This is a genomic window from Stenotrophomonas sp. GD03794, assembly GCF_029842145.1.
Classification (GTDB): Bacteria; Pseudomonadota; Gammaproteobacteria; order Xanthomonadales; family Xanthomonadaceae; genus Stenotrophomonas; species Stenotrophomonas riyadhensis.
Map to the genome: position 1 here is coordinate 27,558 of NZ_JAOCFV010000007.1, position 23,752 is coordinate 51,309.

The window sequence follows — 23,752 nt, forward strand, 5'->3', positions numbered from 1 at the left end:
ATGCAGGTCGTATCCATCATTTCAACCAAAGGTGGGGTCGGCAAGACTACCACCGCTGCGAACCTCGGCGGTCTCGCTGCGGACGCCGGACTGCGCGTGCTGCTGCTCGACCTCGATGTGCAGCCCACCTTGTCCTCATACTATGAGCTGGCTCACCGCGCGCCGGGCGGTATCTATGAATTGCTGGCCTTCAACGAGCGCGACCTCGACCAGCTTGTGTCCCGCACGATCATCGCGGGCCTGGACTTGGTGCTCTCCAACGACCACCGAGGCGAACTGAACACTTTGCTGCTGCACGCGCCGGACGGGCGCTTGCGGCTGCGGCATCTGCTTCCGGCGCTCAATCCCCTCTACGACCTGGTGCTGATCGACACCCAGGGCGCGCGCTCGGTGCTGCTGGAGATGGCGGTGCTGGCCTCCGACCTCGCACTGTCACCCGTGACCCCGGAAATTCTCGCCGCCCGCGAGCTGCGGCGCGGCACCATGCAGTTGCTGGAGGACATTGCACCGTACCGGCAGCTGGGCATCGCGCCGCCGCCGCTGCATCTGCTCATCAACCGCGTCCATCCGGTGTCCGCCAACGCCCGCCTGATCCAGCAGGCGCTGCGCGATCTGTTCCAGGACCATGCTGACATCCGTGTGTTGGCTACCGACGTGCCGGCCATTGAGGCTTATCCGCGTGCTGCTACGCGCGGCCTGCCGGTGCATCGGGTCGAGTACCGCCAGCCAGTGGGCAGAGTCGCTCCCGCCGCGCTCGCCACCATGCGCGATCTTGCCGGCGAATTGCTCCCGCAGTGGCAGGATCGATTTGCCGCAGTGTCCGGCCGTCCGCCACAGCCTCTTGATACCAGGAGGCCCCATGGCCAACGCACATGAACTGGCCCGAGGTCACAGCCGGCTGCGCGCCCTGATCGAGTTCGCCGTGGGCGAAGGCTGGCACGTCAAGCGCACGGCGGGCGGTCACCTCAAGTTCACCAAGTCAGGCTGCGCCGCGATCTACACCAGTTCGACGGCCAGCGATCACCGGGCAGCCCTCAACGCCCGTGCGCAGATCCGTCGCGCCGAGCGCGAGACCCGATCCCAAGCGCAGGGGGGCGGCCATGACTGAGATCACTTCCCAGCAGATGGCCGGCAAACTGCTTGCGTCCGGGTTCGAGCGCAGCGGCCCGTCAGCAACGACCTTGAGCGACCCGATCGCCGACACGCCCATGGTCGTGACGCTCGACCAATTGCGCCCCTACGACCACGACCCGCGCAAGAAGCGCAATCCGGTGTACGAGGAAATCAAGGCATCCATCCGCGAGCGTGGTCTGGACGCGGCTCCGGCCATCACCCGGCGGCCCGGCGACGATCACTACATCATCCGTAATGGCGGCAACACGCGACTGGCAATCCTGCGCGAACTCTGGTCGGAGACCAAGGACGAACGATTTTTTCGGGTCTCATGCCTGTTCCGCCCGTGGCCCGAGCGTGGCGAGATCGTCGCGCTCACCGGGCATCTTGCGGAAAACGAACTGCGCGGTGGCCTCACCTTCATCGAGCGGGCTTTGGGCGTCGAGAAAGCGCGCGAATTCTACGAACTGGAAAGCGGCTCCACCCTGAGCCAGTCCGAGCTGGCCCGCCGCCTGGCCGCCGACGGATACCCCGTGCAGCAGTCGCACATCAGCCGGATGGCCGACGCAGTACGCTACCTGCTGCCCGCAATCCCGACCGTGCTCTACGCCGGCCTGGGGCGTCACCAGGTCGAGCGGTTGTCGGTCATGCGCAAGGCCTGCGAGCGCACCTGGGCGCATTACGCCAAAGGCCGCTCACTGGTTCAGGACTTCGACGAGTTCTTTCAGGAAGTGCTGTCGCAATTCGATGTCCAGGCCGACGAGCTCTCTGCGCAGCGCATACAGGACGAGCTGATCGGCCAGATGACCGAATTGCTGGGTGTTGATTACGACGTGCTCGCTCTGGACATGACCGAATCCGAGAGCCGCCAGCGCGCCTTGGTCAGCGAGCCGACGCCGCCCTCGACGCCGCCTGCCCTGCCAGAGCCAGAGGCCATTGCGCGCCCACCTGCCGATACTGCGCCACCTGCTGCGAGGCCGACGGCAACTCCCTCGACGGGCGAGAGCGACGCGGAAGCCAGTCATTCGGACGCGGTCAGCCCGGCGACAGATGGCGACCGGCTTCAGGAGCACATCGTCTCGCCGGCGCCGACAACGGAACGGCTTGAGTCCATCCAGCGCATGGTCGCCGACCAGTTGGGCGATGCACTGCCGCACGACTTCTCGGCGAATGTCTTGCAGTCCATCCCGGTGCAGGCTGGTGGGCTCTATCCGATCTCGGATGTCTGGTACATCGCCCCCGGCCTGGACACACCCGAGCACCTGCGCATCCACGTCGCGCAGTTTGCCCGCGAGATTGCGGGCGAGGCACACCTGGGCGAGTGCATCGATGACCGTCCAGAAGGCATCGGCTTCGCCTGCCGTGCCCATACCTCAAGCCTGGCGCCAAAGGGCCGTGCCGTCCATGCGCTGTTGGCTTGCCTGGCCGGTCAGCAGCCCGCCGACGTCGGTCTGGACAACGGGCAACTCGTCATCGACCTGCCGGCGCTGCTGCACGGCCAGGGCGACGTAACCCGACGATTGAGCGACACCGCGCTGGTCAAGCTGTTCCGCCTGCTGCGACTGGCCCGCCGCCTGCTCGATCTCGAAGCCGGCGCTGCGGACTCTGGAACCTAAGCGAGGGAGGCCAGCATGTCCACAGCACACCCGCTCAACCAGGCTGTCATCGCCCAGGCCCTCTATGACCTGCGCAATGGGCAACTGCGCCGCTGCAAACTGATGGGGTTTGGCGAGGCAGAGCTGGACGCCCTCAAGCATCCTGCGCTGATCAGCGTGCTGGCCAACGCCAACGTCTCCTGGTGCTCAGTGACGGTCAACCGCGAAGTGCTGCGGCGGCTGCTCCAGCAGGCGCAGGACGTGGAGAAGGAAATCGCCACGGTCGATCGCATGCTCAGGCTGGGCGCGAGCACGGAGATGGTCAGCAAGTTCTATGGCTTGACGCATCAGGAAGTAGCGCTTCGCCGTGAAATCCTCGGTCTGCCCAAGCGCAAGGGCCGGCACCCCGTGCTGGACGAGGAGCAGGACACGGAGCTGTGGCGGCAATGGAAGGCCGTGACCAACAGCAGAACCGTCGATCTCGAAGATGACACTTCCATCCTCGATGCCGCCATGGACTTGGCCGAAGGAATGTCGCTGCCTCTGTCGGTGGTCTGGGCCTCGATCAAGAGCTGGGTCGATCAGGGATTGGCGTGAGTCATGGCCGTGGACGACACCGCACCACGAGCCCTACGCCAAGGCCCCATCGCACTGGCAGAACTGTTCGATGCTGCGCTGAAAGACCTTGCGCCCAAGCCCGCCCCCAGCGCACCTGCGTCTACACCTGCACAGTCGCCCACGCCCACCTCCGGCGATGCTTTCCTGTTCAGTGGCAACCGGCACGAGACGGTGCCACGCAAGTTGTTCCTCGACCGCCGCCTGACGCCGCTGGAACGAAACGCCTGGCAAGTGTTCCGACTGATGCTCAACGACGATGGCGTGACCGCATTTCCCACCTACGAGCAGTTGCGCCCCTGGCTAGCGTCCATGCCCTGCGCAGGCCAGGCCTCGCATGAAACCGTGGCACGGGCGCTGACACTGATGCGCCTGACCCGCTGGCTGAGCCTGGTTCGGCGACGGCGCGACCCCAAGACCGGCCGCATCCTCGGCAATCTGTACGTGCTGCACGACGAACCCCTGACACCGTTCGAGGCCATGCAGCTCGACCCGGACTACCTGCAACTCGTCAGCCAGGCGCTCGGCCATTCTGCCAAGGCCGTGCAGATCGTGGGCCTGCACACGCTCAAGGAAATCGGCGAAGACCCATTACTGGCCGGACGCACCCTCCCGTCACGGTTGCAGGTGATGGCCGAACGTCTCGCCAACCAGAACCCCACGGCCTGCGAAAGTTATCCACAGGAAGACGCCATTCACGATTCCGAAGAAGGGGCTCCGAGCCTTCTTCGGAATCGTGAACGACCCGCTACGGATTCCGAAGCAGGGCTGAAACCCGCGCCAGACGTCTCTCTTCGGAATCCGAAGCAGGCCCGTACAGTACGTAGTAGTTGTATTAATGAAATACGTACTACTGCGCAGGCGCGCGCGCTGGGCGATCTGCAATGGCCCAAGCGCTTTGCACAACTGAAGGCGGAACAGCAGGCGGGTGCCAAGGTGGCATTGCAGCAAGTTGATCCCTCGCTGAGGCAGGACGTGCTGGACGAATGGGCCGCGCGTTGTAGCAACCCCGGCATCCGCAATCCCGCAGGGTATCTGTTCGGCATCATCCAGCGGGCCATCCACGGTGAGTTCAATGCCTGGGCAAAGAAAGACCCGCCACCGGCACCCACTCAACCAAACGAACGGCCACCACCCGCACCGCCGACCCAAACGCAGGGTAAGCCGGTGCCACCAGAAGTCGCCAGGCAGCACATCGAGCGGCTGCGAAATCTGCTCGCCAGCAAGTGAGCAGGCCGGCAAGGCGGTGAAGTGGACGCCCATGGATGCCAGTAGAGCTATCCCCTGGGGATAGTTCCACCGTTGGGGCGGATGCCGTGCAGTCGCAGGCCTCGCCTCGAACATCTGCCGCAGCATCGGCCTTGTCCGTCCTGATCCTGACGTGCAGCGTTCGCTGGCGCTCCTTGGAGCTATCCCCTGGGGATAGCTCGCGCCGCAGGCGGCCACCACGCGCTGAACCGGGGTCTGGCAGGTTTCGGTTTGTTGACTGACGGCCTTCCGCTTCCTGCCGAAGCTGACCGCTCCTTTCCCCACAACGAGCGGACACCATGGCAACCAATGAATCTCTGCAACTGAATCTCGGCTCCCTGCGCAGCGCGATGTCGCTGACGCTTCACACCCACCACGCTTCGCGCATCTGGCATGGCCGTGCCGCCGCCGAGGGGCGACCGGGCATCGTCGGCCTGAACGGCTACATCGCCCAAATGAACAAGATGCGGCGCGGTTCGGAGCAGGACGACCCGTACTCGGATTGGTGGATGCTGCGCATCGAGGTCAAGCTCGACCAGACCAAGACCACGCTGCAAGCGCTGCGCGAGCAGGTGGATCAGGCGCTGGCAAGCGTACCGCCGGCACTCAGCCTGGGCGAGAACCTCAACGTGCAACCCGTCAAGTTGCCGCTGTTCGTCAATGCGCAGCTCGGCTTTGCCGCCGTCTATCTGCTGGCCGACTACGACGACATCGCCCGCAAACTGATCCTCGCCCATCACACGGCGCTCATCGACCGCAGCACCTTGGAGCGCTGGCTCAACGAGGGCGCCCATGCACTGCGCAGCCTGTTCTCGCTGGCCCAGCAATACCGCTATTCGGGCTGTACGCGCGACGACTTCGTGTCAAAGAACGCCGCAGCACGGGCGGCGCTGGAGAAATTCGGCGAACTGCCGCAGGACGTGCTGGAAGGCACGCACCGCTCGAAGTTCGCGCCGCCCATCGTGCGCCGTGGCCTGCAACAGCGTGTCGAGAGTCCTGCTGCAGCGCCTGCCCCCAACGACGAGGCCGCCACCGGCGCGGTGCCCGAGGTCGGCGTCGGCGAGATCAAGGGCGAGCAGGCATGAGCGATCCGAACCGCGAACCCCGCTACTTCCAGGGCCTGCAACAGGCTGCCTTCGTGAAGCTGGAACACGCGGCCTCTCTAAAAGGCCTTTTAAAGCCTTTTAAGGGTAAGGGGGATCTTGAGGCCTGGGCCAGCCAGTGCTTCGCCATGCGCGACGAGTTGATTGGCTTGGCTCAGCGGCAGGTGCTGCAACAGGCAGTCGGGCATCCCTTCCACCTGCTGCCCGTGGAGTTGGCCCAACAAACCACTGGCGCAGGAACGGCGTTTTTGCGCTGGCGCAAGCACGACCGCTCAGCCATGGGCGTAGCCCTGTGGCAGGAATTGATGGCGAGCACCGGCACGCCGGTCAACTTACTGGCCGAGCTGCACGCGATCGAGCTTCAGCGCATCACGCTGAACATGCAGATCAGCCTGTTGCACACCCTGGGCAGGCAGGCCCAGGAATGCGCCAGCAAGGCGGCTGTGGCGGAAGACGCCTACCTGCGCCGGCTCAAGTCCATCCCACCTGGAATGCGTGATCGGTGATGGCACCGGACACCCCAGCACACACCCGACGCCGACGCGGCACGGGTATTTCAACCACCATGGAGATTGCAACATGAGCACGCACTTTTGGGGCGAAGGCAACATTGGCTCCCCGCCCGAATACCGGGAGTTCCCCAACGGCAACGACGAGCCGCGGCGCTTGCTGCGGCTGAACGTGTATTTCGACAACCCCGTTCCCACCAAAGGCGGCGACTTCGAGGATCGCGGCGGCTTCTGGGCGCCCGTGGAAATCTGGCACCGCGACGCCGCGCACTGGAAAAGCCTCTACCAGAAAGGCATGCGCATCCTGGTCGTCGGCCGCATGGAGCGCGAGCCCTGGACGGACAACGAAGATCAGCCGCGCGAAACCTGGCAGATCAACGCGCGCAGCGTCGGCATCCTGCCGTTTCGCATCGAGTCCGTGACCCTCAGCCCGAAGCCGCAGGATGCGGAGGCAAAGCCCCAGGCCGCCCAGGAACCGGCTGCGCCAAAAGAGCCGCGGCGTAGGAAGTGACCCGGCATGGGTCGGCCACTGTTCGCCGCTCCATGCACCCGCGAGCTATCCCCAGGGGATAGCTCCATCTACGTCCACCGGATTCCACGTGCTCCCGAAAATCGCGGCTCCCGGCCCGCACACCCCGGCTGCATACCATCTCCGCCCCAGCCATTCCATCCCGTGAAAGTGGTCGCCACCGCTTGCGACTTGTTTGCTGTTGCCCCTGGTGGGGACCGGCATCCTCGATTCCAGCAACTCAATGAACCACGGAAATCGGATGGACGGATATGCGGCTGTTCTTGTGCGAGAAGCCCTCCCAGGGCAAGGATATTGGTCGGATTCTCGGCGCGACACAGCGCGGTGAAGGCTGCCTCAACGGCTCCGGCGTCACGATTACCTGGTGCATCGGCCATCTCGTAGAAGCGGCAGCACCCGAGGTCTATGACGCGGCGCTCAAGCGCTGGTCGCTGGAGCAGTTGCCCATCATTCCCCAGCAGTGGCGGGTCGAGGTCAAACCCAAGACCGCCACGCAATTCAAGGTCGTCAAGGCGCTTCTGGCGAAGGCGACCCATCTCGTCATCGCCACCGATGCCGACCGCGAGGGCGAGCTGATCGCCCGCGAGATCATCGACCTGTGCGGCTACCGTGGCCCCATCGAGCGCTTGTGGCTGTCGGCGCTCAACGATGCGTCGATCCGCACTGCGCTCGGCAAGCTGCGACCATCATCCGATACGCTGCCGATGTACTACTCGGCGCTGGCGCGTTCGCGGGCAGACTGGCTCGTCGGCATGAACCTCAGCCGTCTGTTCACGCTGCTCGGGCGGCAGGCGGGCTACGACGGCGTGCTGTCGGTCGGACGTGTCCAGACCCCGACCCTGAAGCTGGTCGTTGATCGCGACCGCGAAATCGCGGCTTTCAAGTCGGCGCCGTTCTGGGCCATCGACGTGTCTTTGTCCACAGAGGGTCAGGCTTTCTCCGCGCAGTGGGTTGCGCCCGACGGCTGCACCGACGACGCCGGTCGTTGCCTGCAACAGCCGGTCGCCCAGCAGGCGGCGCAGCAGATTCGCGCTGCGGGCAGCGCCCAGGTGGTGTCGGTCGAGACCGAGCGCGTGCGCGAAGGCCCGCCCCTGCTGTTCGACCTGGGGACGCTTCAGGAGGTCTGTTCCAGGCAGCTCGGGCTGGACGTACAGGAGACATTGCAGATAGCCCAGGCCCTGTACGAGACGCACAAGGCCACAACCTACCCGCGCTCGGACTCCGGCTACCTGCCCGAAAGCATGTTCGCCGAGGTGCCCACCGTCCTGGACAGCCTGCTCAAGACCGACCCGTCGCTGCGCCCGATCATGGGTCAGCTCGACCGCACCCAGCGTTCGCGTGCATGGAACGACGGCAAGGTCACAGCGCACCACGGCATCATCCCGACGCTCGAACCGGCGAATCTTTCCGTCATGAGCGAGAAGGAACGGGCCGTGTACCGGCTAATCCGGGCGCATTACCTGGCCCAGTTCCTCCCTCACCACGAGTTCGACCGCACCGTGGCCGAGCTTTCCTGCGGCCAGCAGAAGCTGGTGGCTACGGGCAAGCAGGTCGTCGTCAAGGGCTGGCGCCTGGTGCTGGACGAGCCCGAACGTGAAGGCAGCGCTGATGAGGACGCCGACGCCTCTGCACGCAGCCAGGTGCTACCCGCGTTGCGCGAAGCGATGGCATGTCAGATCGCTGGGGCCGACATCAAGGCACTCAAAACGATGCCACCCAAGCCCTATACGCAGGGCGAACTGGTCAAGGCGATGAAGGGTGTTGCGCGTTTCGTGACCGACCCGCGCCTGAAGCAGAAGCTGAAGGACACGACGGGCATCGGCACCGAGGCGACGCGGGCCAACATCATCAGCGGGTTGATCACTCGCGGCTACATCGTGAAAAAGGGACGCTCCATCCGTGCATCGGATGCGGCGTTCACGCTGATCGATGCCGTGCCTGCGGCGATTGCTGACCCCGGCACCACCGCCGTGTGGGAACAGGCACTCGACATGATCGAGGCTGGTCAGCTCACGCTGGACGTGTTCATTGGCAAGCAGGCCGCCTGGATTTCGCAGTTGATCGCGCAGTACGGCAGCATGTCCCTGTCCATCAAGCTTGCCCATGGACCAGCATGCCCGCAGTGCGGCGCATCGACGCGCCAACGCACCGGCAAGAGCGGTCCATTCTGGTCGTGCAGTCGCTACCCCGACTGCAAAGGCACGCTGCCGGTCGAATCTGGTCCGCCCAAGCGTGGCGCTTCGCGCTCGCGTAGCAGCGGCCGCAAAGGCGCCTAACCGACTCCGTTTCCCGTGGGCCGCACCCTGTTTCAAAGGCGTGGCCCGTGTCCCGCACGCCCCTGCGGGTCGCCCAGCGCGCAACGCCTTCTTGTCCGTGTGCGCGTCCCGTCGAGCCGTCCCCGGCTGCGGGACCTGAAGGTAGTTTTTCCGCGAACCGCCTCCCGCGTGTTCTGCTGGTCTGTGTTTCTCCCGCCCACTGCGAAGTGGTCCCCCGATGGCTTGCCTGGCAGCGCGAGCCACCCGGAGACCCTTTGTGGTCAGCGGTATTCAGTGCCGGTGCCCACCGGCGCAAAAACGGGCTCCCTTTGTGCGCGGATGTGCGCCAGACGATGCCGGCCCCAGCCACGACATGGGCCGGGTGTGATTGCTGATGAGCAGACGGTTCGAGCGACGACCGGGCCTGCAACAGCCCACGGGTGGTTATTTCCTCCCGAGCCGAAGGTCAGCGAGCCTTCGGCTCCTTTGTCTCGTCGATCAACGTTCCGACCCAAGGGCCGGCCACAGCAACAGGAAACCGACGCATGCAACAACCGGAGAAAGTACGAGCCGCGTTCGAGCGCGACCTTGGCAACAAGGTGCTGTTCATCAAGGACGGCAAGCTGCTGTTTATCGATGGCATCAACCTCAAGGCCATCGCCGACCGTAAGGCGTATTTCGCTTCGCTGCGTGCGCGGCAAACGCAACCCATTGTGGTCCTGGCCGAACTGGGACAGGACGAGGCATTCGCCCTGTGGAAGCAGTATGTCCTGGGCGACAAGACCGAGTGAGCCAACGCACCCACGCCCCCCCTGACAGCCCGCACTCGATGCGGGTTTTCTGTCTCCGCGCCATCAATCCGGGCTGGGCCGATTGCCGTTTTCCAACTGACGCAGCGAGGCTCCCGGACGAAGCTGCCCGCATGTTCGCTGATTCGTCAGCACATGCCAGCAGCCATGGGTTCCAGGCTGCCGTGGGTTCTTCCCGCGTAACCCGCCAGTCCGTATCGCATCAAGTCTGCGGACGCGCGTCCCCGTGACGCCGATGCTTTTTATCCACCACGTGCGGGAGCTGCCATCCCGTGAGGGACAAGGCCTCGCTTTTCCAAGGAGCCTACCCATGTCCCACAAAGCCTCTTTCGGCCAGTTGGCCTTGACCTATTGCGGCAAGTTCCTGCCGCTCGAAGTCCTGCAAAGCGCCGCCGGCCACTACATCGGCACGCGCGATACCGAAGGTCCCGTTTCGCGGGAATCGCACGAGTACTTCCGCAGCCATGCGGCGGCTCAACGTGCCCTCGAAAGAGGCGGCTGGTCCCAGCTCGCCATTCCCTGATCCAACTGGAGGAATCACGCCATGAATCAACTGCTGCCGCAGGAAGTCGTCGATCAGATCATGCGGGAAGAGCAGCATTTCGCTGCCGCGCCCCAAGCCTTCTTCGAGGCATGGAAGCGTGGTGCCGAGATCGCTGGCCCCGAATGGTTCGGCGACGGCACCCGTGAAGGTCTGAACCAGGCCAAGAGCAAGTGGGATCTGCGTCCCAACATGCTGCTGCTCAATGATGCCCTCGGCGTCCTGAGCAGCGGCGAACGCATGTTCCTGTCCGCCATGGTCAGCTTCTACAACGCGCGCGAGGGCGGTGCCATGCTCAAGCGCTGCCACTTCGACGGGCTGTCGGACTTCGACGGCCTCGATCTGCAACGCCGCAAGGTCATCGCCGACTTGATGGTGAACTACAGCGGCTGGTGAGCCCGTTTCGGGCACACCCCCGTCTTTTCGTTCCCCACGAGGGACATGCGTCCACACGGCCATGTCCCTCGATTTCCTTTCCGTAGCCCAGCGTAAAGCGGCTGAATCAAAGCCAACGATCAGCGCCGACTGACGCATTTTCCCTTTTCAACCCACTGGGTCCAATTCCCGGTGGCGGGAATTGGCTCCATTATTCAATCTGGAGCGTTCCCATGTCTCAGAATCCCAATCCCTTTGTTCGCGGCTACTGGAACTTGAAAATCGTCCGCACGCTGTCCATCAGCTACGAGGACGGAAGCCCGCATGTCTGGCGAAATATCCACCCGAGCCAGCAACATCTTTCCGACCAGGAACTGATTTCATCTTCCTGCATCGTCACCAGCGATTTCGCGGTGGTCACGAACGGCTCTGAACCTATAAGCGCCGAGGTGCTGGCCGAATGCGATGCCGATGAGGGCGTTAACGGCGAAGGCGTGATCGGTGCCGTGGTCTATGCCATTCATGGCGAGGACTTCGACGATCGCCTGATCCACGTCGGTGACAGCTATTCGGTCGAGGCCGCGCGGGAAATCGTGCAGCGCCTGAGTTTCGAGACCGGCTACTACAGCCGCTGCTGGGAAATCAGCAGCGCGCACATCAGCCAGGAAACCGGCCAGTACCTCGCCAATCTGGCGGACCTCGCCACGCCGGAGGCCTTTTTGTTCATCGCCTTTCGGGTTCCGTACAGCCCGGCGATCGGCGTCAAGCTGATCTCAACGCCCTGGACGGACCAGAACCTGGAGCACGCCGATGGCATCACCGCCGAGCAGCTTCGGCAGGAGCACCGCAGCAAGGGCATGCCAGACGACCTGGCGAACATCCTGGAACTGGCTGGCCAGGCCGATGTGCGCATCCTCATCCTCGACGCCGACGCGCCCGTGTTGCCGGGCTTGCCGCTGGCCGAGTCCTAGCAAACACACCACGAGCCCACCTTCCTCTTTGCCCTCCATGCCAGCCCGTCTCCTTTCTAGGAGCCGGGCTGGTCCAATTTCATAGGAGCACTTTATGTTCCCCGACCTCATCTCGCCCGCACGCGACTTCGAGCATCAGCTTGGAGCCTGCGTCAACGCCATGGGCCAGGACGACGCCATCGGCCAGATCCTGGTATTCGAGCGCTTGAGTGGCACGCTGCACATGCGCCATATCGCCAGCGCCGATCTGGCCGACACCGACATTGACGACTACGAAATGGTCGTTTTCGACGGTGGCAACACCGGCGGCGACACGTGGAAGCACGTGTTCTTTCCACGTCAGCGCGAACACTACTTCGTGTACCAAGCCTGACCACCCAGCCCCTTTCGAGGGGCCTTTTCTTGTCCCGGCGCAGGAAAGCGGGTGCGGCGCGGTGCGGTTTGCTGAGCGCAGGCCGCTCACTCAAGGGCCATCCTTACCCCATGTTCGTCGGCGTTGCCGACACATGCCCAGGCAGCCAAGACCTTCAAGGCTGCAAGCGCGGGAAACCGTGCTGGTTGTTTCTTCCTACGGACGCATCGCGCCCATTCACCCACAAGGGACCTCTCCCTTGCGGGCGGGAATCCCTTGTTCTTCCTCAAGGAGATTCACATGGATCGCTCTCTCATCAAGACCCTGATGCCTTCGCTGGTCGCAGGCCATGTGCCGCGCAACGTGCGATCGTTCAAGTACCGCGTGTTCGATGATCAACCACAGTCCTCGACACTGGGCTTCGTCATTGATCCCCAGCCCTTCGACGGCAAGGTGGTAGCAGCCAGCAAAGACGCCATCGTCGTCAAGCTCAAGCCCAGCGAGTTCGCGGTACTCGATCCCAACCTGGTGACCACCGTTCCCAGCGAGGGCACCAAGGTGCATGTCCAACCCTATGCCCGTCGCCGTTTCGACGGCCTGCGTGCGGACACGCCAGAAGAGCGCACCGAGATGATGTCCGACGGCACTCCCTACACCGTCAAGACACACATCCTCGGCTCCGCGCCGGCCAAGCTGCCCATTCCCGAGCCGCAGTGCATGGAACTGGGTCAGCTCATCGAGCAGTTGGAGGAAATGCCGGCGCCCGACAGGTTCCGGCGCATCACCCACATGCTGGTCGATGCGGGCGCCCACGACTTCACCTGGGTCGATCCGAAGCCGTCCAGGATCATCGAAACGCCCCCGGCGATCAGTTTCACGGTTTCGACCGCGAAGTTCGCCGGCCAGGTGACGATCCTCTACCAGCGCGGCAGCGATACCTATGCGGTGGAGCTGCGCCGCGACGGCGAGTTGGTCGATCGGCACGACGAGGTGTACTTCGACATGCTCGGCGAAGTGCTGGAGCGGCTCATCGACGACGGACGCTGGCGTCTGATCGATGTGAGCGTGATCGGCGCGGAGACGTCCCGACGGCGCCGCGCTGTACCTGCGTGACACCACGAAAAAAACCAGGCGACATGCCCCCACAGGCTCTCCCTCCATTCGGAAGGAGGGCCTTTTTTCTGCCTGGGAGATTCATCAAAGGGAATCGCCCGGATGCCGATTGATGGCTGCCTCGCGCGCGAGGCGAGGCCATGCTGAGCCCATGCCTGCTGACGTTGTCAGCGACATGCCAGGCAACCATCGGTCTTCGAGGTTGCGGCGCAGCTCCCACTGCGTGACCGAGCCAGCTCGCACCGCATCCATCCGCGAGCGGCCACCAGTCTCTGGTGGTGGATGCTTTCGCCTTATCAACCCATCGCGGGGTTACGCACCTTTCCCCGCAGCGTGGGACTGGCGTGTCTCCGCTTCATCCCTATGGAGATTCACCATGAGCACCACGTCCAACGAGAAATCGTATTTCGACCTCCACACCTCGGGCATCGGTTACATCCAGCGTGTCCGTGAAGTGCCTGTTCGGGGCGGCCGCCGTGCGCAGCCTTTTCTGGCATGCACCATCGCCGCGCTGGTCGGTTCCGCAAAGGACCCCAGCTATCGCTATTTCGATGTCAAGGTCTCGGGTGCCGAGGCCAAGAAGCTGGTCGAGCGCTGCATCGGCGTTGACGATCCCAAGCAGCGCCCGCTGGTGCGCTTTCGCCTCGGCGACCTGTGGGGCGATGCGTACATCCGCGACAAGGGCGAGCAGAAAGGCCAAGCCGCCGCGTCCCTCAAGGCGCGACTGCTCAAGGCCGAGCCACTTGACCGAGCCGAACTGGCTTCGATCAGGCATCACGAGCTGATCACCCGCGGCATCGGCTACCTCAGCCGTCCGAAGGACGTCACGCCCAAAGATGGCGACCCGTTCCTCTCTTGCACCGTCGCCGCGCTGGCCGGGCCTGTCGATGAACCGGAGTATCGGTACTTCGACACCATCGTTACCACCCCTGAAGCCGAGCATCTGGTTCGCCGGTGCGTGCAGGCCATCGAAGGGGACTGCAAGGTGCTGATCGCCTTCCGTCTCAACGACATGAAGATCGATCCGTACATCCGCACCAAGGGTGAACGCGCTGGGGAACCGGCCGCAAGCCTGGAATCGACGCTGATCCACATCGGCCTGATCAAGATCGACGGCACCAAGGTCTATCCGACGAGCCCCGCGCAAGCCGAGACGCCGCCAGCCCAGGACGCATCCGCGTCCGAAGCCGAGGACGCCGGCCCCGCTGCCGATCAGCCTGCCGAGCCCGCCGAGCGCGAGCCCGAAGGTGAAGTCGAGAAGCAGGAGCCGGCATTGGCTGATTCGTTCTGATCGGCAAGGCCCTCGCGGGCCTTGTCGTTTTCCCAATCGCTAAGGAGAACCATCATGGCAGCCACATCGGCATCCGATAAATCGGTTTCGCCCATTGTCGTCCCCGGCCAACTCACGCTGCGCACCATTCGCGGCAAGAACGGCCCCTTCACCGTCGGTCGCCTCGCCACGCACCTCGGTACGTTCGAGGTCAAGGACCCGGAGCTGGAGCAATACCCCGAAGGCAAGTACGACGGGGAGTTCATCATCAGGTACATCTTCCCGAAGTCCTACCCGGTCGGTGGTGGCATGCGTTTCGAAATCCGCGCCAGTCTGGACGGAATGACGCTCTACGACATCGACAAACTGAGCCGTGACGAGGCACGCAGCTTCGCCACTCAGGACCTCGATCCACTTGATGAAGAGCTGGGCGAACAGCCTGCGGTAACGCCGGCCAAACCAGCCAAACCAGCCAAAACGTCCAGGCCCGCCAAGCCCGCACCTGTGCAGGCATCCGCAGACCCGCTGGTCGATACCACCCCCTTTGGTGTGGATGCGCCGACGCCCGCTACGGCGACTGCCTCCGGCAGTACCGAAGAGGGCGATGCCGCGCTGTTCGGCCTGCTGTGGCCGCTGGATGAGTCCGTGAAACTGGATTCGACCATCGACCGCCGCACCCTGCGCGCGCAGATCGCTCGCTTGAGCGAACTGGGTTATGCGCTGGACTTCAAGACGCAAGAGTGGAGCCGCCAGGCCGAACTGCAACCCGCGTAGTACGGAACGCTGCATCTGCGGTGTTCCTCACCCACCCGCCGGGGGCCTTCCCCTCGGGGGAAGCCTCCGGCTTCATTTCTCCCGGAGGCCTCTCATGGGCTGGTATTTCTCCCCCCAATCGCGGTCTGAACTGATCGCGGAACTGATCACACCGCAAGAGACCGAGCGCACCAGCGTGAAGGTCATCGCCCACGCACTGCGTGGCAACGTCCTCTGGTCTGTTACGCAAGTGACGGCCAAAGCCGACGGCGTACATCGTGATCTCGCGCCAGGTCAGTCCCTGCGCTATATCCGCTGCGATCTGCTGCAACGCAGCGGCGGCCAGTGGGGCTACAAGCCGCTGGACGAATCCATGCACCCGTACTACTACTCGTGCCCGCTGTCCTATCTGGATCTCGCACCGGAGCAATCCGCCGACTGGCGTGCAGGCGTTCGCGCCTACCACGCGCAGAGGCGCATACCCAAAGCAGCCCCGGCTACGACGCTGACGGCCTGAGCCAGGGCGTTTGCCCTACCACCCCAAGGGGCAGCACTTGCCCCAGCGGCGCTGCTGTTCCCGCTTATCCGAGGACACCACTATGCCCGCAAACCCTTCTTCCACCACGCTGTATCGCATCGACGAATGCCCGGACGTGATGGCCGACGCTTGCGTCGGCGATGACCAGGGCAATCTGATCTTCCTGTCGATCTGGGCGCGGGACACCGCCGTCCAGCAGTTCCTTGCTCGCCTGACCCTCGGGCGTGACGAGCAAGGCCTGGAGCAGTTCCACGTCATCACCGACCAGGGCGGCAGCGTCCCGGTGTTCGTCGGCAACGTCGATCGCCTGGAAAAGCGCATGACCCGCGCCTACCGGCGAACGCTGTTCGGTTCGCTGTCCAACGTGTGGCTGTTCGATCGGCGCTGCGTCAAGCCCGACAAGGCCAACGCCAGCGCACTGGCATTGCTGCCCCGCGATAGCGACCACCGGCTTGACCGCCTGTGGACGTTGGTGCAGGACACCTGCCCACTGCCATTGCTCGACCACTGGCGCGAAACCGTGCTGGAACTGCTGCAAAGCCGCGAGATGCTGACCCGCCTGCCGTTCGCCCTCGGGCCTTTGGTGGGCCATCGGCTCGCCATCGACGTGCCGGCGCTGACCCAGGCGCTCGGCTCGCTGATCCGCAGTGACGTGCTCACCGCCTATCCCTATCCGGCCAAGATTTGGACGCCGGAAACGGTAGCGGCTTGACCCACCTGCGCAGGCACGCCAAGGCGTGCCTGCGCCAATCATCCCCGCCAACCAGGAGACTTCCATGGCTCTCATGTTCCCGCGGCTCGCCCGCAATTTCGTGAAAAACGGGTACTTCCCGACCGACGAACCCACGCTCGAAAGAGCGCTCAACGCATTGATGCCCAGTAACTCTGAATCCAATGGGCCGATGTGCATCCTCGATCCCTGCGCCGGCGAAGGCGTGGCAATCGCTGAAGCGGCTCATGCCCTGGGGCGCGAGCATGCCAAGGCGTTCGCCGTCGAGTTCGACGCAGAGCGGGCGCGCCATGCCCGTGGTCTGGTCGATCACTGTCTGCACGCGGACCTGATGGACACGATGATCTCCAAGCAGTCCTTCGGTCTGCTCTGGCTCAATCCGCCGTATGGCGACCTGTCCAAGGACGTCAACGGCAACATTGGCTATCAAGGTCAGGGCCGAGCCCGCCTCGAAAAGCTGTTCTACCAGCGCACGCTGCCCCTGTTGCAGTACGGCGGCGTGCTGGTCTTCATCGTCCCCGGCTACGTGCTCGATGCCGAGCTGGTCGGCTGGCTGACACGCCACTACACCGACCTGCGGATCTATCGAGCGGTGGAAACGCAGTTTAAGCAGGTGGTGATCTTCGGGCGACGGGTGCGTCAGCGTGAGCAGACACCCGATGCCGTCAAGGCCGTGCGCAGTCTGTTGCTGCAGATTGGGCTTGGCGAAATCGAAGCCGAGGAGCTGCCGAGCGAATGGCCGTTCCTGCCGTACATCGTCCCCGCCAGCCCGGCGGAGCCGGGGCATTTCTTCCGCGTGACGATGGAGCCGGAGCAGTTCGCCGATGAGGTTGGCAGACTGCAAGGCCTCTGGCCGTCGCGGGATACGCAGTTGGGGGCCGCGCAGCAGACGCTACGTCCACCGGCGCGGGCCTTGTCCCACTGGCATCTCGCCCTGGCTCTGGCCGCAGGCGCGATCTCGGGAGTCGTGCAATCCAAGACGGGGCGCGTGCTCGTCGTCAAAGGTGACACCCACAAGGACAAGACGCTCCAGCGGGAATTCACCGAGCGCGAAGACGGCTCGATCGCCGAGACGCGCATCCTCACCGACAAGTTTGTTCCCGTCATCCGCGCGTGGGACATGACGCCTGATTCCCCGACACGGGGCGAGGTGTTGACCATTCGCTGATTGTTTTTCACCGCCGACGGTTCGCCGTCGATTTTTCCACCTACCGGGGTCCAGTCGCCCCGATGGGGTGCCGTGGCCCCTCCATATCCAGGAGCCTTCCATGGCAGCCCAAGCACTTTCCATCAGCCAAACACCGAGCCTGCGCTTCTCGCCAGGCCAGGTGGTCATGACCTGCGGCGTCGATGACCTGGTCCGACAGGGCCGGCTCAACCCGACTCCCTACCTGCGTCGCCACCTCGGCGGCGATTGGGGCGACCTCGACGACAGCGACAGGCGGCAGAACGATGCCGCGCTGAAGTCCGGCGAGGATCGTCTGTTTTCTTCTTACGAGGTCACACCCGGCCTGAAGATTTGGATCATCACCGAATGGGATCGCAGCGTCACCACGCTGTTGCTGCCCAACGAGTACTGACCGCGAGTTGTCACCGCAGGCCAAGGAGTGCCTGTACTGTCCAACCACCGACGGTTCGCCGTCTCTCTTCCCACCACGGGGCATGTCATCGCCCCGCTGGGGTGGTGCATGCCCCATTCTTTTTATGGAGCATCACCATGCCCGTTGATCTCGACACCACCGCCAGCAATGCAGCGCCCGTACCGGGCGAACTGCTCGAAGCGGAATCATCCCCTCTGACCCTGAGCCTTCAGGATTTTGTCGGCGAGTTCGGCGACGAACTGCTTGATTCTCTCAACCGCGCCAACCCGCCGGTCTATACCGGCCAAGCGCAAGCACAGCGGCAACTCGTCGTTGCCAGCCTCAAGCGCAAGCTGTTCCAGGCCCAGGCCGACGTTGTCCATGCTGCCGCCGAGCTGCTGGTCGATCAAGGCGAACGCGCTGCGATCGTCAATGGCGAAATGGGCTGCGGCAAAACGACCGTCGGCATCGCCACGGCCGCGGTGCTCAACGCCGAAGGCTACCGCCGCACGCTGGTACTTTCGCCTCCCCACCTGGTCTACAAGTGGCGGCGCGAGATCCAGGAGACGGTGGCCGGCGCCAAGGTCTGGGTGCTCAATGGCCCGGATACGCTGGTCAAGCTCATCAAGCTGCGCGAGCAGTTGGGTGTGCAGCCCACGGGCCAGGAGTTTTTCGTCCTGGGGCGCGTGCGGATGCGGATGGGGTTCCACTGGAAGCCGGTCTTCACCCAGCGGCGCACCCGCCACGGCGACGTGGCAGCATGCCCGAACTGCGGCACGGTCATTACGGACCTCGACGGCGAACCGGTCAACCCGATCTCGCTCGAAGCCGAGGAGTCCCGCAGGAAGTGCAGCCACTGCGCCGCGCCCCTGTGGACGCTGATCCGCCCGCGTAGTCTGTCCGGCAGTGACCAGTCCTCTGTCGTCCTCAAAGCCTTGAAGCGCATCCCGACCATCGGGGAAGTCACCGCGCAGAAGTTGATGCAGAAGTTTGGTGACGGCTTCCTGGCCTCGATGCTGGGTGACAACATCCACGAGTTCATCAACCTGATGGACGGCAATGGCGAGCTGGTGTTTTCCGACCGTCAGGCCACGCGCATGGAACGTGCGATGGCCAACATGGAGTTTGGCTTTGGCGAGGGCGGCTACCAACCGTCCGAGTTCATCAAACGCTACCTGCCGCAAGGCACGTTCGACCTGCTCATCGCCGACGAGGCGCACGAGTACAAGAACGGTGGCAGTGCCCAGGGCCAGGCCATGGGCGTGCTGGCGGCGAAGGCTCGCAAGACCTTGCTGCTGACCGGCACGCTGATGGGCGGCTACGGCGATGATCTGTTCTACCTGCTGTTCCGGGCACTGCCAGGGCGGATGATCGAAGACGGCTACCGCCCGACCACGAGCGGCAGCATGACCTCGGCTGCGATGGCGTTCATGCGCGATCACGGCGTCCTCAAGGACATCTACTCCGAGAGCGCCGGCACGGCGCACAAGACGGCCAAGGGCACCAAGGTATCGGTGCGCACGGTCAAGGCTCCCGGCTTCGGCCCGAAAGGGGTCTTGCGTTGCATCCTGCCGTTCACCATATTTCTCAAGCTCAAGGACATCGGTGGCAACGTCCTGCCACCGTATGACGAGGAGTTTCGTGAAGTCCAGATGGACGTGGCGCAAGCTGCGGCCTACCGCGATTTGGCGGGTCGGCTGACCGCAGAGCTGAAACAGGCTCTGGCGCGACGCGATACGACCTTGCTGGGGGTGGTGCTCAACGTGCTGCTGGCCTGGCCGGATTGCTGCTTCCGGTCGGAGACCGTGGTGCATCCACGCACGCGCAACACCTTGGCGTTTGTCCCGGCTCAGTTCAATGAGTTCGAGATCAGCCCCAAGGAGCGTGAGCTGATCGAGATCTGCAGGCAGGAGAAGACACAGGGCCGCAAGGTTCTGGCCTACACGGTCTATACCGGCACGCGCGATACCACGTCGCGCCTGAAGGGGCTGCTGGAGCAGGAAGGCTTCAAGGTGGCGGTGCTGCGCGCAAGCGTGGATGCCAGCCGCAGAGAAGACTGGATCGCCGAGCAACTGGACCGTGGCATCGACGTGCTCGTCACCAATCCCGAGCTGGTCAAGACGGGGCTGGACCTGCTGGAGTTCCCGACGATTGTGTTCATGCAAAGTGGCTACAACGTGTACTCGCTCCAACAGGCAGCACGCCGCTCCTGGCGCATCGGGCAGAAGCAACCCGTGCGCGTGATCTACCTCGGCTATGCCGGTTCCTCGCAGATGACCTGCCTGGAACTGATGGCCAAGAAGATCATGGTCTCGCAGTCCACCTCGGGCGATGTGCCCGAATCGGGGCTGGATGTCCTGAACCAGGACGGTGATTCCGTCGAAGTGGCGCTGGCCCGGCAATTGGTCACCGCCTGATTTCCACGCCACAAGCCGGCCTAGCGCCGCCGGCTTTCTGTTCTTCCCACCTTGCAGCCCCGTCCGCGTTCTTCGTGGGCGGGGCTGCGTTTTTCTCTCATTCCAAAGTGTTCCCGTGAAGGCCGAGCGCTTGCCCAAGGCAGCAAACCGGGCACCACCCAGTTCGCATTCCTGGCTGACCGCACGGCATCGCGCCGCCAATGTATCGGCATCGCAACAGAAGAGCCGATGCCATGCCCGCCATCCATGTATCCCGGCGTCTGGTCGGCGCTGGTCTCCTGGCCGCTGCCCTGGCCAGCGGCTGCGCCACCACGACCGCGCCACTGGCACCAGACGCCATAGAGGAAATCGCCTCCGTTCCCCAACCCGAGGCACCCGAGTTCATTCCCGTCGTGCGCTATGGCCGCTACACGCTGGTTGAGCTGGCACCCTCGGCAGCGCAGCGTGACTTGCTGTTGCAGACCATCGATGTGTCCATGCCGGAGGATGCCCGTGCCACGGTGGGCGATGGCCTGCGGCATGTGCTCAAACGCAGTGGTTACCAGCTTTGCGAGATGGCCCACGCCGTGACCGAGTTGTATGCGCTGCCGCTGCCGGCGGCGCACCTGCATCTTGGCCCCATGACCTTGCGCGATGCGCTGCTTACCCTGGCTGGCCCGGCCTGGGAACTGCACGCGAATGACCGGGCACGGCAGATTTGCTTTGAGCAGGCTGGAGGCAGTGCGACCGCCGAGCACGAACACGAACCGCCTGCTGCCGAGGCGGTGCAGACGTTTCCGCTGATGCCTTCGGTTTCGGGAGGCCAGCCATGAATGCCGCGCAGTCTCCCCGTCGCCCGATCACCGCCATGATGTTGCAGAGCCTGATGTGGCTCTGGCTGATCGGCCTCAGCGTTTTCGTCGCTCTCGGCTACCAGGCGGTGAACGAGCAGGTCGACCAGGAGCTGCTTAATTCCCGCCTGCAACGTCTCGAAGCGCAGGCGGTAGGTCTGGCCGAGGCCATTGAGGCCATCCAGCAGCGTCCAACCGTCGCAACGGCGGCAGACCTTAAAGACACCCGCGAACTCCTGGAAGCACGCGCTGCCCAGGTCGAGACAACGCTGAGCGGCTATGCCGCTGCTGACGACCTTCAGGCGCTGCGCACGGAGGTCGAGCAAATCAAGACGCGCCAGACCGTTGCGCGCACCGCAGCACCCGCTCAGCCGCGCACACCGCGCAGGCCTAACGCCAAGCCGGAACCGCTGCCACTGCCGTTCCGCATCGTCGGCGCCGAACTTCGCGCCGGCCAGCGCAGCCTGTCCGTCGCGCCGAGCAGCGGGGACTTCACGCCCGACCAGCTTGAGGTACTGCTGCCCGGCGATTCGCTCGGCCCATGGCGCTTTCAGGCGGTCGAGGGCAACTCCGCCGTGTTTCAGGCCGGCGACCAGACCCGTCGCGTGGCGATCCCTTGAGCTGAGGACATGACATGAAGCCTGCCATTATCCTTTCCGCGCTTCTGCTGGTGTCTGCCCAGTTGTCCGCTTGGGCGCAGCAACCGACCACGGCCCCCGCCGGCAATGCCCAGAGCCAGGAGCGTCCGCTGGTCACTCGCGCCTTGGACGACCGGGTGGCAAGCGACTGGGGCTTGCAACCGCAGGAGTGGGCGCGCTATCGCGAACTGATGGATGGGCCGCTGGGTATCTACTCACCCAACCTGGACCCGCTGTCCGCCCTGGGCATCGAGGCGCGCACCGACGAGGAACGGCTCCGCTACGCAGAGCTGCAGGTACAGATCGAGGCACGCCGTGTCGAGAAGCTGCTCGCCTACCAGCGTGCCTACGACGAGGCCTGGCAGCGCCTGAATCCCGGCATGCAGCGGGTGAACCTGCCTGACGACAAGCCCGACACCGGCACAAGCGCCAATCCCTTGCGCGGTTCAGGCCGCACGGCAGTGTTCATCAAGGACGGCTGCGCGGCCTGCGGGCAGCTCGTGCAGCGCCTGCAATCCTCTGGTACCGAGTTCGACCTGTACATGGTCGGCAGCCGCCAGGACGACACACGTATCCGCGACTGGGCCAAGCGGGCGAACGTCGATCCGGCGCGCGTGCGCAGCGGTGGCATCACGCTCAACCATGATGGCGGGCGGTGGCTGTCGCTGAGCTTGCCCGGAGACCTTCCTGCGGTCGTGCGCGAGGTGAACGGTCAATGGCAGCGCCAGCCATAGTGGCCACCTCCGTTTCGCAGTGCTTGCGCGCACTGGTGATCGCGGCGGGCCTGTGCGCCTGCGCCGCCCATGCCCAGGAGCTTCCGCCACCGGCTTACCAGCTTGCCGCACAGCGCGCAGGCATCCCCTCGACGGTGCTCTACGCCGTAGCCTTGCAAGAGAGCGGCATCCGACGCAATGGACGCATCGTCCCGTGGCCGTGGTCGCTCAACGTCGCTGGCCAGTCGCGTCGTTACGCAACACGCGCCGACGCCTGCGCCGGTTTGCAGCAGGCGATGCGCGCCACGCCGCACACGCGCATCGACGCGGGCCTTGGCCAGATCAACCTCGGCTACCACCAACAGCGCTACGCCAGCGCGTGCGACCTGCTCGACCCGTACCGCAATCTTTCCATCGCCGCTGAAATCCTGAAAGAGCAGCACACCACTGGCGAGGACTGGTTGCTGGCAATCGGTCGCTACCACCGTCCTGCGGGCGGAGAACCTGCCGCCCGTTACAGGCGGAGCGTGTCGCGCCACCTTGCCCGTGTGCAGGGCACGCACCCAACCACCGCGGCCCTCGCTGCGCGCCAGGAGACATCCCCATGACGAACCTCCCTCTGAGCAACTTCACGCTGAAGGGTCTGCTCGTGCTGCTGGCGGCTCTGCCGCTGGCCTCGCGTGCCGGCGAGCCGCTGATCGTGGTCGAAGACCGTGGCGGCGCGTCGGCGCTGCCGTACTACGAGGCTCTGAACCTTCAGCCGCGCGCCGATGCGCCGGCCCGACCGCCCATCCCAATGCTCCCGGTGCCCGCCACGCCCATGGACGAGGCCGCGATGTTGCCGGTGCGCAGTGCCAAGCTCACACCTGGCACCGTCGCGCGGCGGGTGATAGAGGCGCCGGGCCTGCGGCCCTTTGTGGTCATCGGCGACGACGAGGCGTCCCGCGCCTGGCTTCGTCGTCAGGCGGCCTCGCTGCGCCAGCGCGGCGCGGTGGGCCTGGTGGTTAACGTCGAGACCGTGCAGGGCCTGGCACGGCTGCGCGCCCTGGTGCCGGGCGTAGCCCTCGCGCCTGTGGCCGGTGACGACCTGGCCGAGCGCCTGGCTCTGCGACATTACCCGGTGCTGATCACAGCCACCGGCATCGAGCAATGAAG

At 64.5% G+C, this 23,752-nt stretch carries 26 protein-coding genes and 1 pseudogene; all 27 read left to right on the top strand.

Annotated features, from left to right (window positions below):
• The 27 genes and pseudogenes from N5D91_RS05895 to N5D91_RS06025 all read left to right on the top strand — a co-directional run bounded on the left by N5D91_RS05895 (nucleotide 1) and on the right by N5D91_RS06025 (nucleotide 23,750).
• Nucleotides 1-876, top strand: a complete 876-nt coding sequence (locus tag N5D91_RS05895) for a ParA family protein (protein WP_003158605.1) — start codon at nucleotides 1-3, stop codon at nucleotides 874-876.
• Nucleotides 860-1,108 carry a hypothetical protein gene (locus N5D91_RS05900; protein WP_003158606.1) on the top strand — a complete coding sequence of 83 codons (249 nt, stop codon included), beginning with the start codon at nucleotides 860-862 and terminating at the stop codon, nucleotides 1,106-1,108. Before N5D91_RS05895 ends, N5D91_RS05900 begins: the two co-directional genes overlap by 17 nt.
• The gene (locus tag N5D91_RS05905) at nucleotides 1,101-2,729 is read left to right on the top strand and encodes a ParB family protein (RefSeq protein ID WP_279907096.1); all 1,629 of its coding nucleotides are present in this window, start codon (nucleotides 1,101-1,103) and stop codon (nucleotides 2,727-2,729) included. The genes N5D91_RS05900 and N5D91_RS05905 overlap by 8 nt, the downstream gene beginning before the upstream one ends.
• A 15-nt stretch (nucleotides 2,730-2,744) precedes the next feature.
• Nucleotides 2,745-3,305: a DUF2857 domain-containing protein gene (locus N5D91_RS05910; RefSeq protein ID WP_003158608.1), complete on the top strand. Its 561-nt coding sequence runs from the start codon at nucleotides 2,745-2,747 to the stop codon at nucleotides 3,303-3,305.
• A gap of 3 nt (nucleotides 3,306-3,308) precedes the next feature.
• A complete protein-coding gene (locus tag N5D91_RS05915; protein ID WP_003158609.1) occupies nucleotides 3,309-4,553 on the top strand; it encodes an STY4528 family pathogenicity island replication protein in 1,245 nt (414 codons plus the stop codon).
• 317 nt (nucleotides 4,554-4,870) lie between these two features.
• Entirely contained in the window at nucleotides 4,871-5,656 is a 786-nt protein-coding gene (locus N5D91_RS05920; protein WP_003158610.1) for a PFL_4669 family integrating conjugative element protein, read from the top strand.
• The gene (locus N5D91_RS05925; protein ID WP_003158611.1) at nucleotides 5,653-6,180 is read left to right on the top strand and encodes a DUF3158 family protein; all 528 of its coding nucleotides are present in this window, start codon (nucleotides 5,653-5,655) and stop codon (nucleotides 6,178-6,180) included. The genes N5D91_RS05920 and N5D91_RS05925 overlap by 4 nt, the downstream gene beginning before the upstream one ends.
• A gap of 73 nt (nucleotides 6,181-6,253) precedes the next feature.
• Nucleotides 6,254-6,694 (top strand): single-stranded DNA-binding protein, encoded by a 441-nt coding sequence (locus N5D91_RS05930; RefSeq protein ID WP_003158612.1) that lies wholly within the window; start codon nucleotides 6,254-6,256, stop codon nucleotides 6,692-6,694.
• 269 nt (nucleotides 6,695-6,963) lie between these two features.
• Complete coding sequence (locus N5D91_RS05935) at nucleotides 6,964-8,988, top strand: DNA topoisomerase III (protein WP_003158613.1); 2,025 nt, start codon at nucleotides 6,964-6,966, stop codon at nucleotides 8,986-8,988.
• 539 nt (nucleotides 8,989-9,527) lie between these two features.
• Nucleotides 9,528-9,758 (top strand): annotated as a pseudogene (locus tag N5D91_RS05940) (hypothetical protein); the annotation flags it as partial.
• Nucleotides 9,759-10,086: 328 nt separating this feature from the next.
• The gene (locus tag N5D91_RS05945; RefSeq protein WP_003158617.1) at nucleotides 10,087-10,299 is read left to right on the top strand and encodes a hypothetical protein; all 213 of its coding nucleotides are present in this window, start codon (nucleotides 10,087-10,089) and stop codon (nucleotides 10,297-10,299) included.
• Between the two features lie 21 nt (nucleotides 10,300-10,320).
• The gene (locus N5D91_RS05950) at nucleotides 10,321-10,713 is read left to right on the top strand and encodes a hypothetical protein (protein WP_003158618.1); all 393 of its coding nucleotides are present in this window, start codon (nucleotides 10,321-10,323) and stop codon (nucleotides 10,711-10,713) included.
• Between the two features lie 212 nt (nucleotides 10,714-10,925).
• Nucleotides 10,926-11,663: a hypothetical protein gene (locus N5D91_RS05955; RefSeq protein WP_003158619.1), complete on the top strand. Its 738-nt coding sequence runs from the start codon at nucleotides 10,926-10,928 to the stop codon at nucleotides 11,661-11,663.
• A 94-nt stretch (nucleotides 11,664-11,757) separates the two neighbouring features.
• Entirely contained in the window at nucleotides 11,758-12,036 is a 279-nt protein-coding gene (locus N5D91_RS05960; RefSeq protein ID WP_003158620.1) for a hypothetical protein, read from the top strand.
• A gap of 279 nt (nucleotides 12,037-12,315) precedes the next feature.
• Nucleotides 12,316-13,128: a hypothetical protein gene (locus N5D91_RS05965; RefSeq protein ID WP_003158621.1), complete on the top strand. Its 813-nt coding sequence runs from the start codon at nucleotides 12,316-12,318 to the stop codon at nucleotides 13,126-13,128.
• A gap of 376 nt (nucleotides 13,129-13,504) precedes the next feature.
• The gene (locus N5D91_RS05970; RefSeq protein ID WP_003158622.1) at nucleotides 13,505-14,419 is read left to right on the top strand and encodes a DUF3577 domain-containing protein; all 915 of its coding nucleotides are present in this window, start codon (nucleotides 13,505-13,507) and stop codon (nucleotides 14,417-14,419) included.
• Between the two features lie 54 nt (nucleotides 14,420-14,473).
• Nucleotides 14,474-15,172: a DUF3275 family protein gene (locus N5D91_RS05975; RefSeq protein ID WP_003158623.1), complete on the top strand. Its 699-nt coding sequence runs from the start codon at nucleotides 14,474-14,476 to the stop codon at nucleotides 15,170-15,172.
• A gap of 94 nt (nucleotides 15,173-15,266) precedes the next feature.
• Nucleotides 15,267-15,668, top strand: a complete 402-nt coding sequence (locus N5D91_RS05980; RefSeq protein WP_003158624.1) for a hypothetical protein — start codon at nucleotides 15,267-15,269, stop codon at nucleotides 15,666-15,668.
• 82 nt (nucleotides 15,669-15,750) lie between these two features.
• Nucleotides 15,751-16,401: a hypothetical protein gene (locus N5D91_RS05985; protein WP_003158625.1), complete on the top strand. Its 651-nt coding sequence runs from the start codon at nucleotides 15,751-15,753 to the stop codon at nucleotides 16,399-16,401.
• A gap of 40 nt (nucleotides 16,402-16,441) precedes the next feature.
• A complete protein-coding gene (locus N5D91_RS05990; RefSeq protein ID WP_254920059.1) occupies nucleotides 16,442-17,587 on the top strand; it encodes a DUF6094 domain-containing protein in 1,146 nt (381 codons plus the stop codon).
• Nucleotides 17,588-17,687: 100 nt separating this feature from the next.
• A complete protein-coding gene (locus tag N5D91_RS05995; RefSeq protein WP_003158627.1) occupies nucleotides 17,688-17,999 on the top strand; it encodes a hypothetical protein in 312 nt (103 codons plus the stop codon).
• A gap of 137 nt (nucleotides 18,000-18,136) precedes the next feature.
• Entirely contained in the window at nucleotides 18,137-20,416 is a 2,280-nt protein-coding gene (locus N5D91_RS06000; RefSeq protein WP_003158628.1) for a helicase-related protein, read from the top strand.
• Between the two features lie 233 nt (nucleotides 20,417-20,649).
• A complete protein-coding gene (locus N5D91_RS06005) occupies nucleotides 20,650-21,228 on the top strand; it encodes a PilL N-terminal domain-containing protein (protein ID WP_003158629.1) in 579 nt (192 codons plus the stop codon).
• Nucleotides 21,225-21,866: a hypothetical protein gene (locus N5D91_RS06010; protein ID WP_003158630.1), complete on the top strand. Its 642-nt coding sequence runs from the start codon at nucleotides 21,225-21,227 to the stop codon at nucleotides 21,864-21,866. The genes N5D91_RS06005 and N5D91_RS06010 overlap by 4 nt, the downstream gene beginning before the upstream one ends.
• 14 nt (nucleotides 21,867-21,880) lie before the next feature.
• Entirely contained in the window at nucleotides 21,881-22,618 is a 738-nt protein-coding gene (locus N5D91_RS06015; protein ID WP_003158631.1) for a TIGR03759 family integrating conjugative element protein, read from the top strand.
• Nucleotides 22,600-23,205 (top strand): transglycosylase SLT domain-containing protein, encoded by a 606-nt coding sequence (locus tag N5D91_RS06020; RefSeq protein WP_003158632.1) that lies wholly within the window; start codon nucleotides 22,600-22,602, stop codon nucleotides 23,203-23,205. Before N5D91_RS06015 ends, N5D91_RS06020 begins: the two co-directional genes overlap by 19 nt.
• Nucleotides 23,202-23,750: an integrating conjugative element protein gene (locus N5D91_RS06025; protein ID WP_003158633.1), complete on the top strand. Its 549-nt coding sequence runs from the start codon at nucleotides 23,202-23,204 to the stop codon at nucleotides 23,748-23,750. Before N5D91_RS06020 ends, N5D91_RS06025 begins: the two co-directional genes overlap by 4 nt.
• Nucleotides 23,751-23,752: the final 2 nt, after the last annotated feature.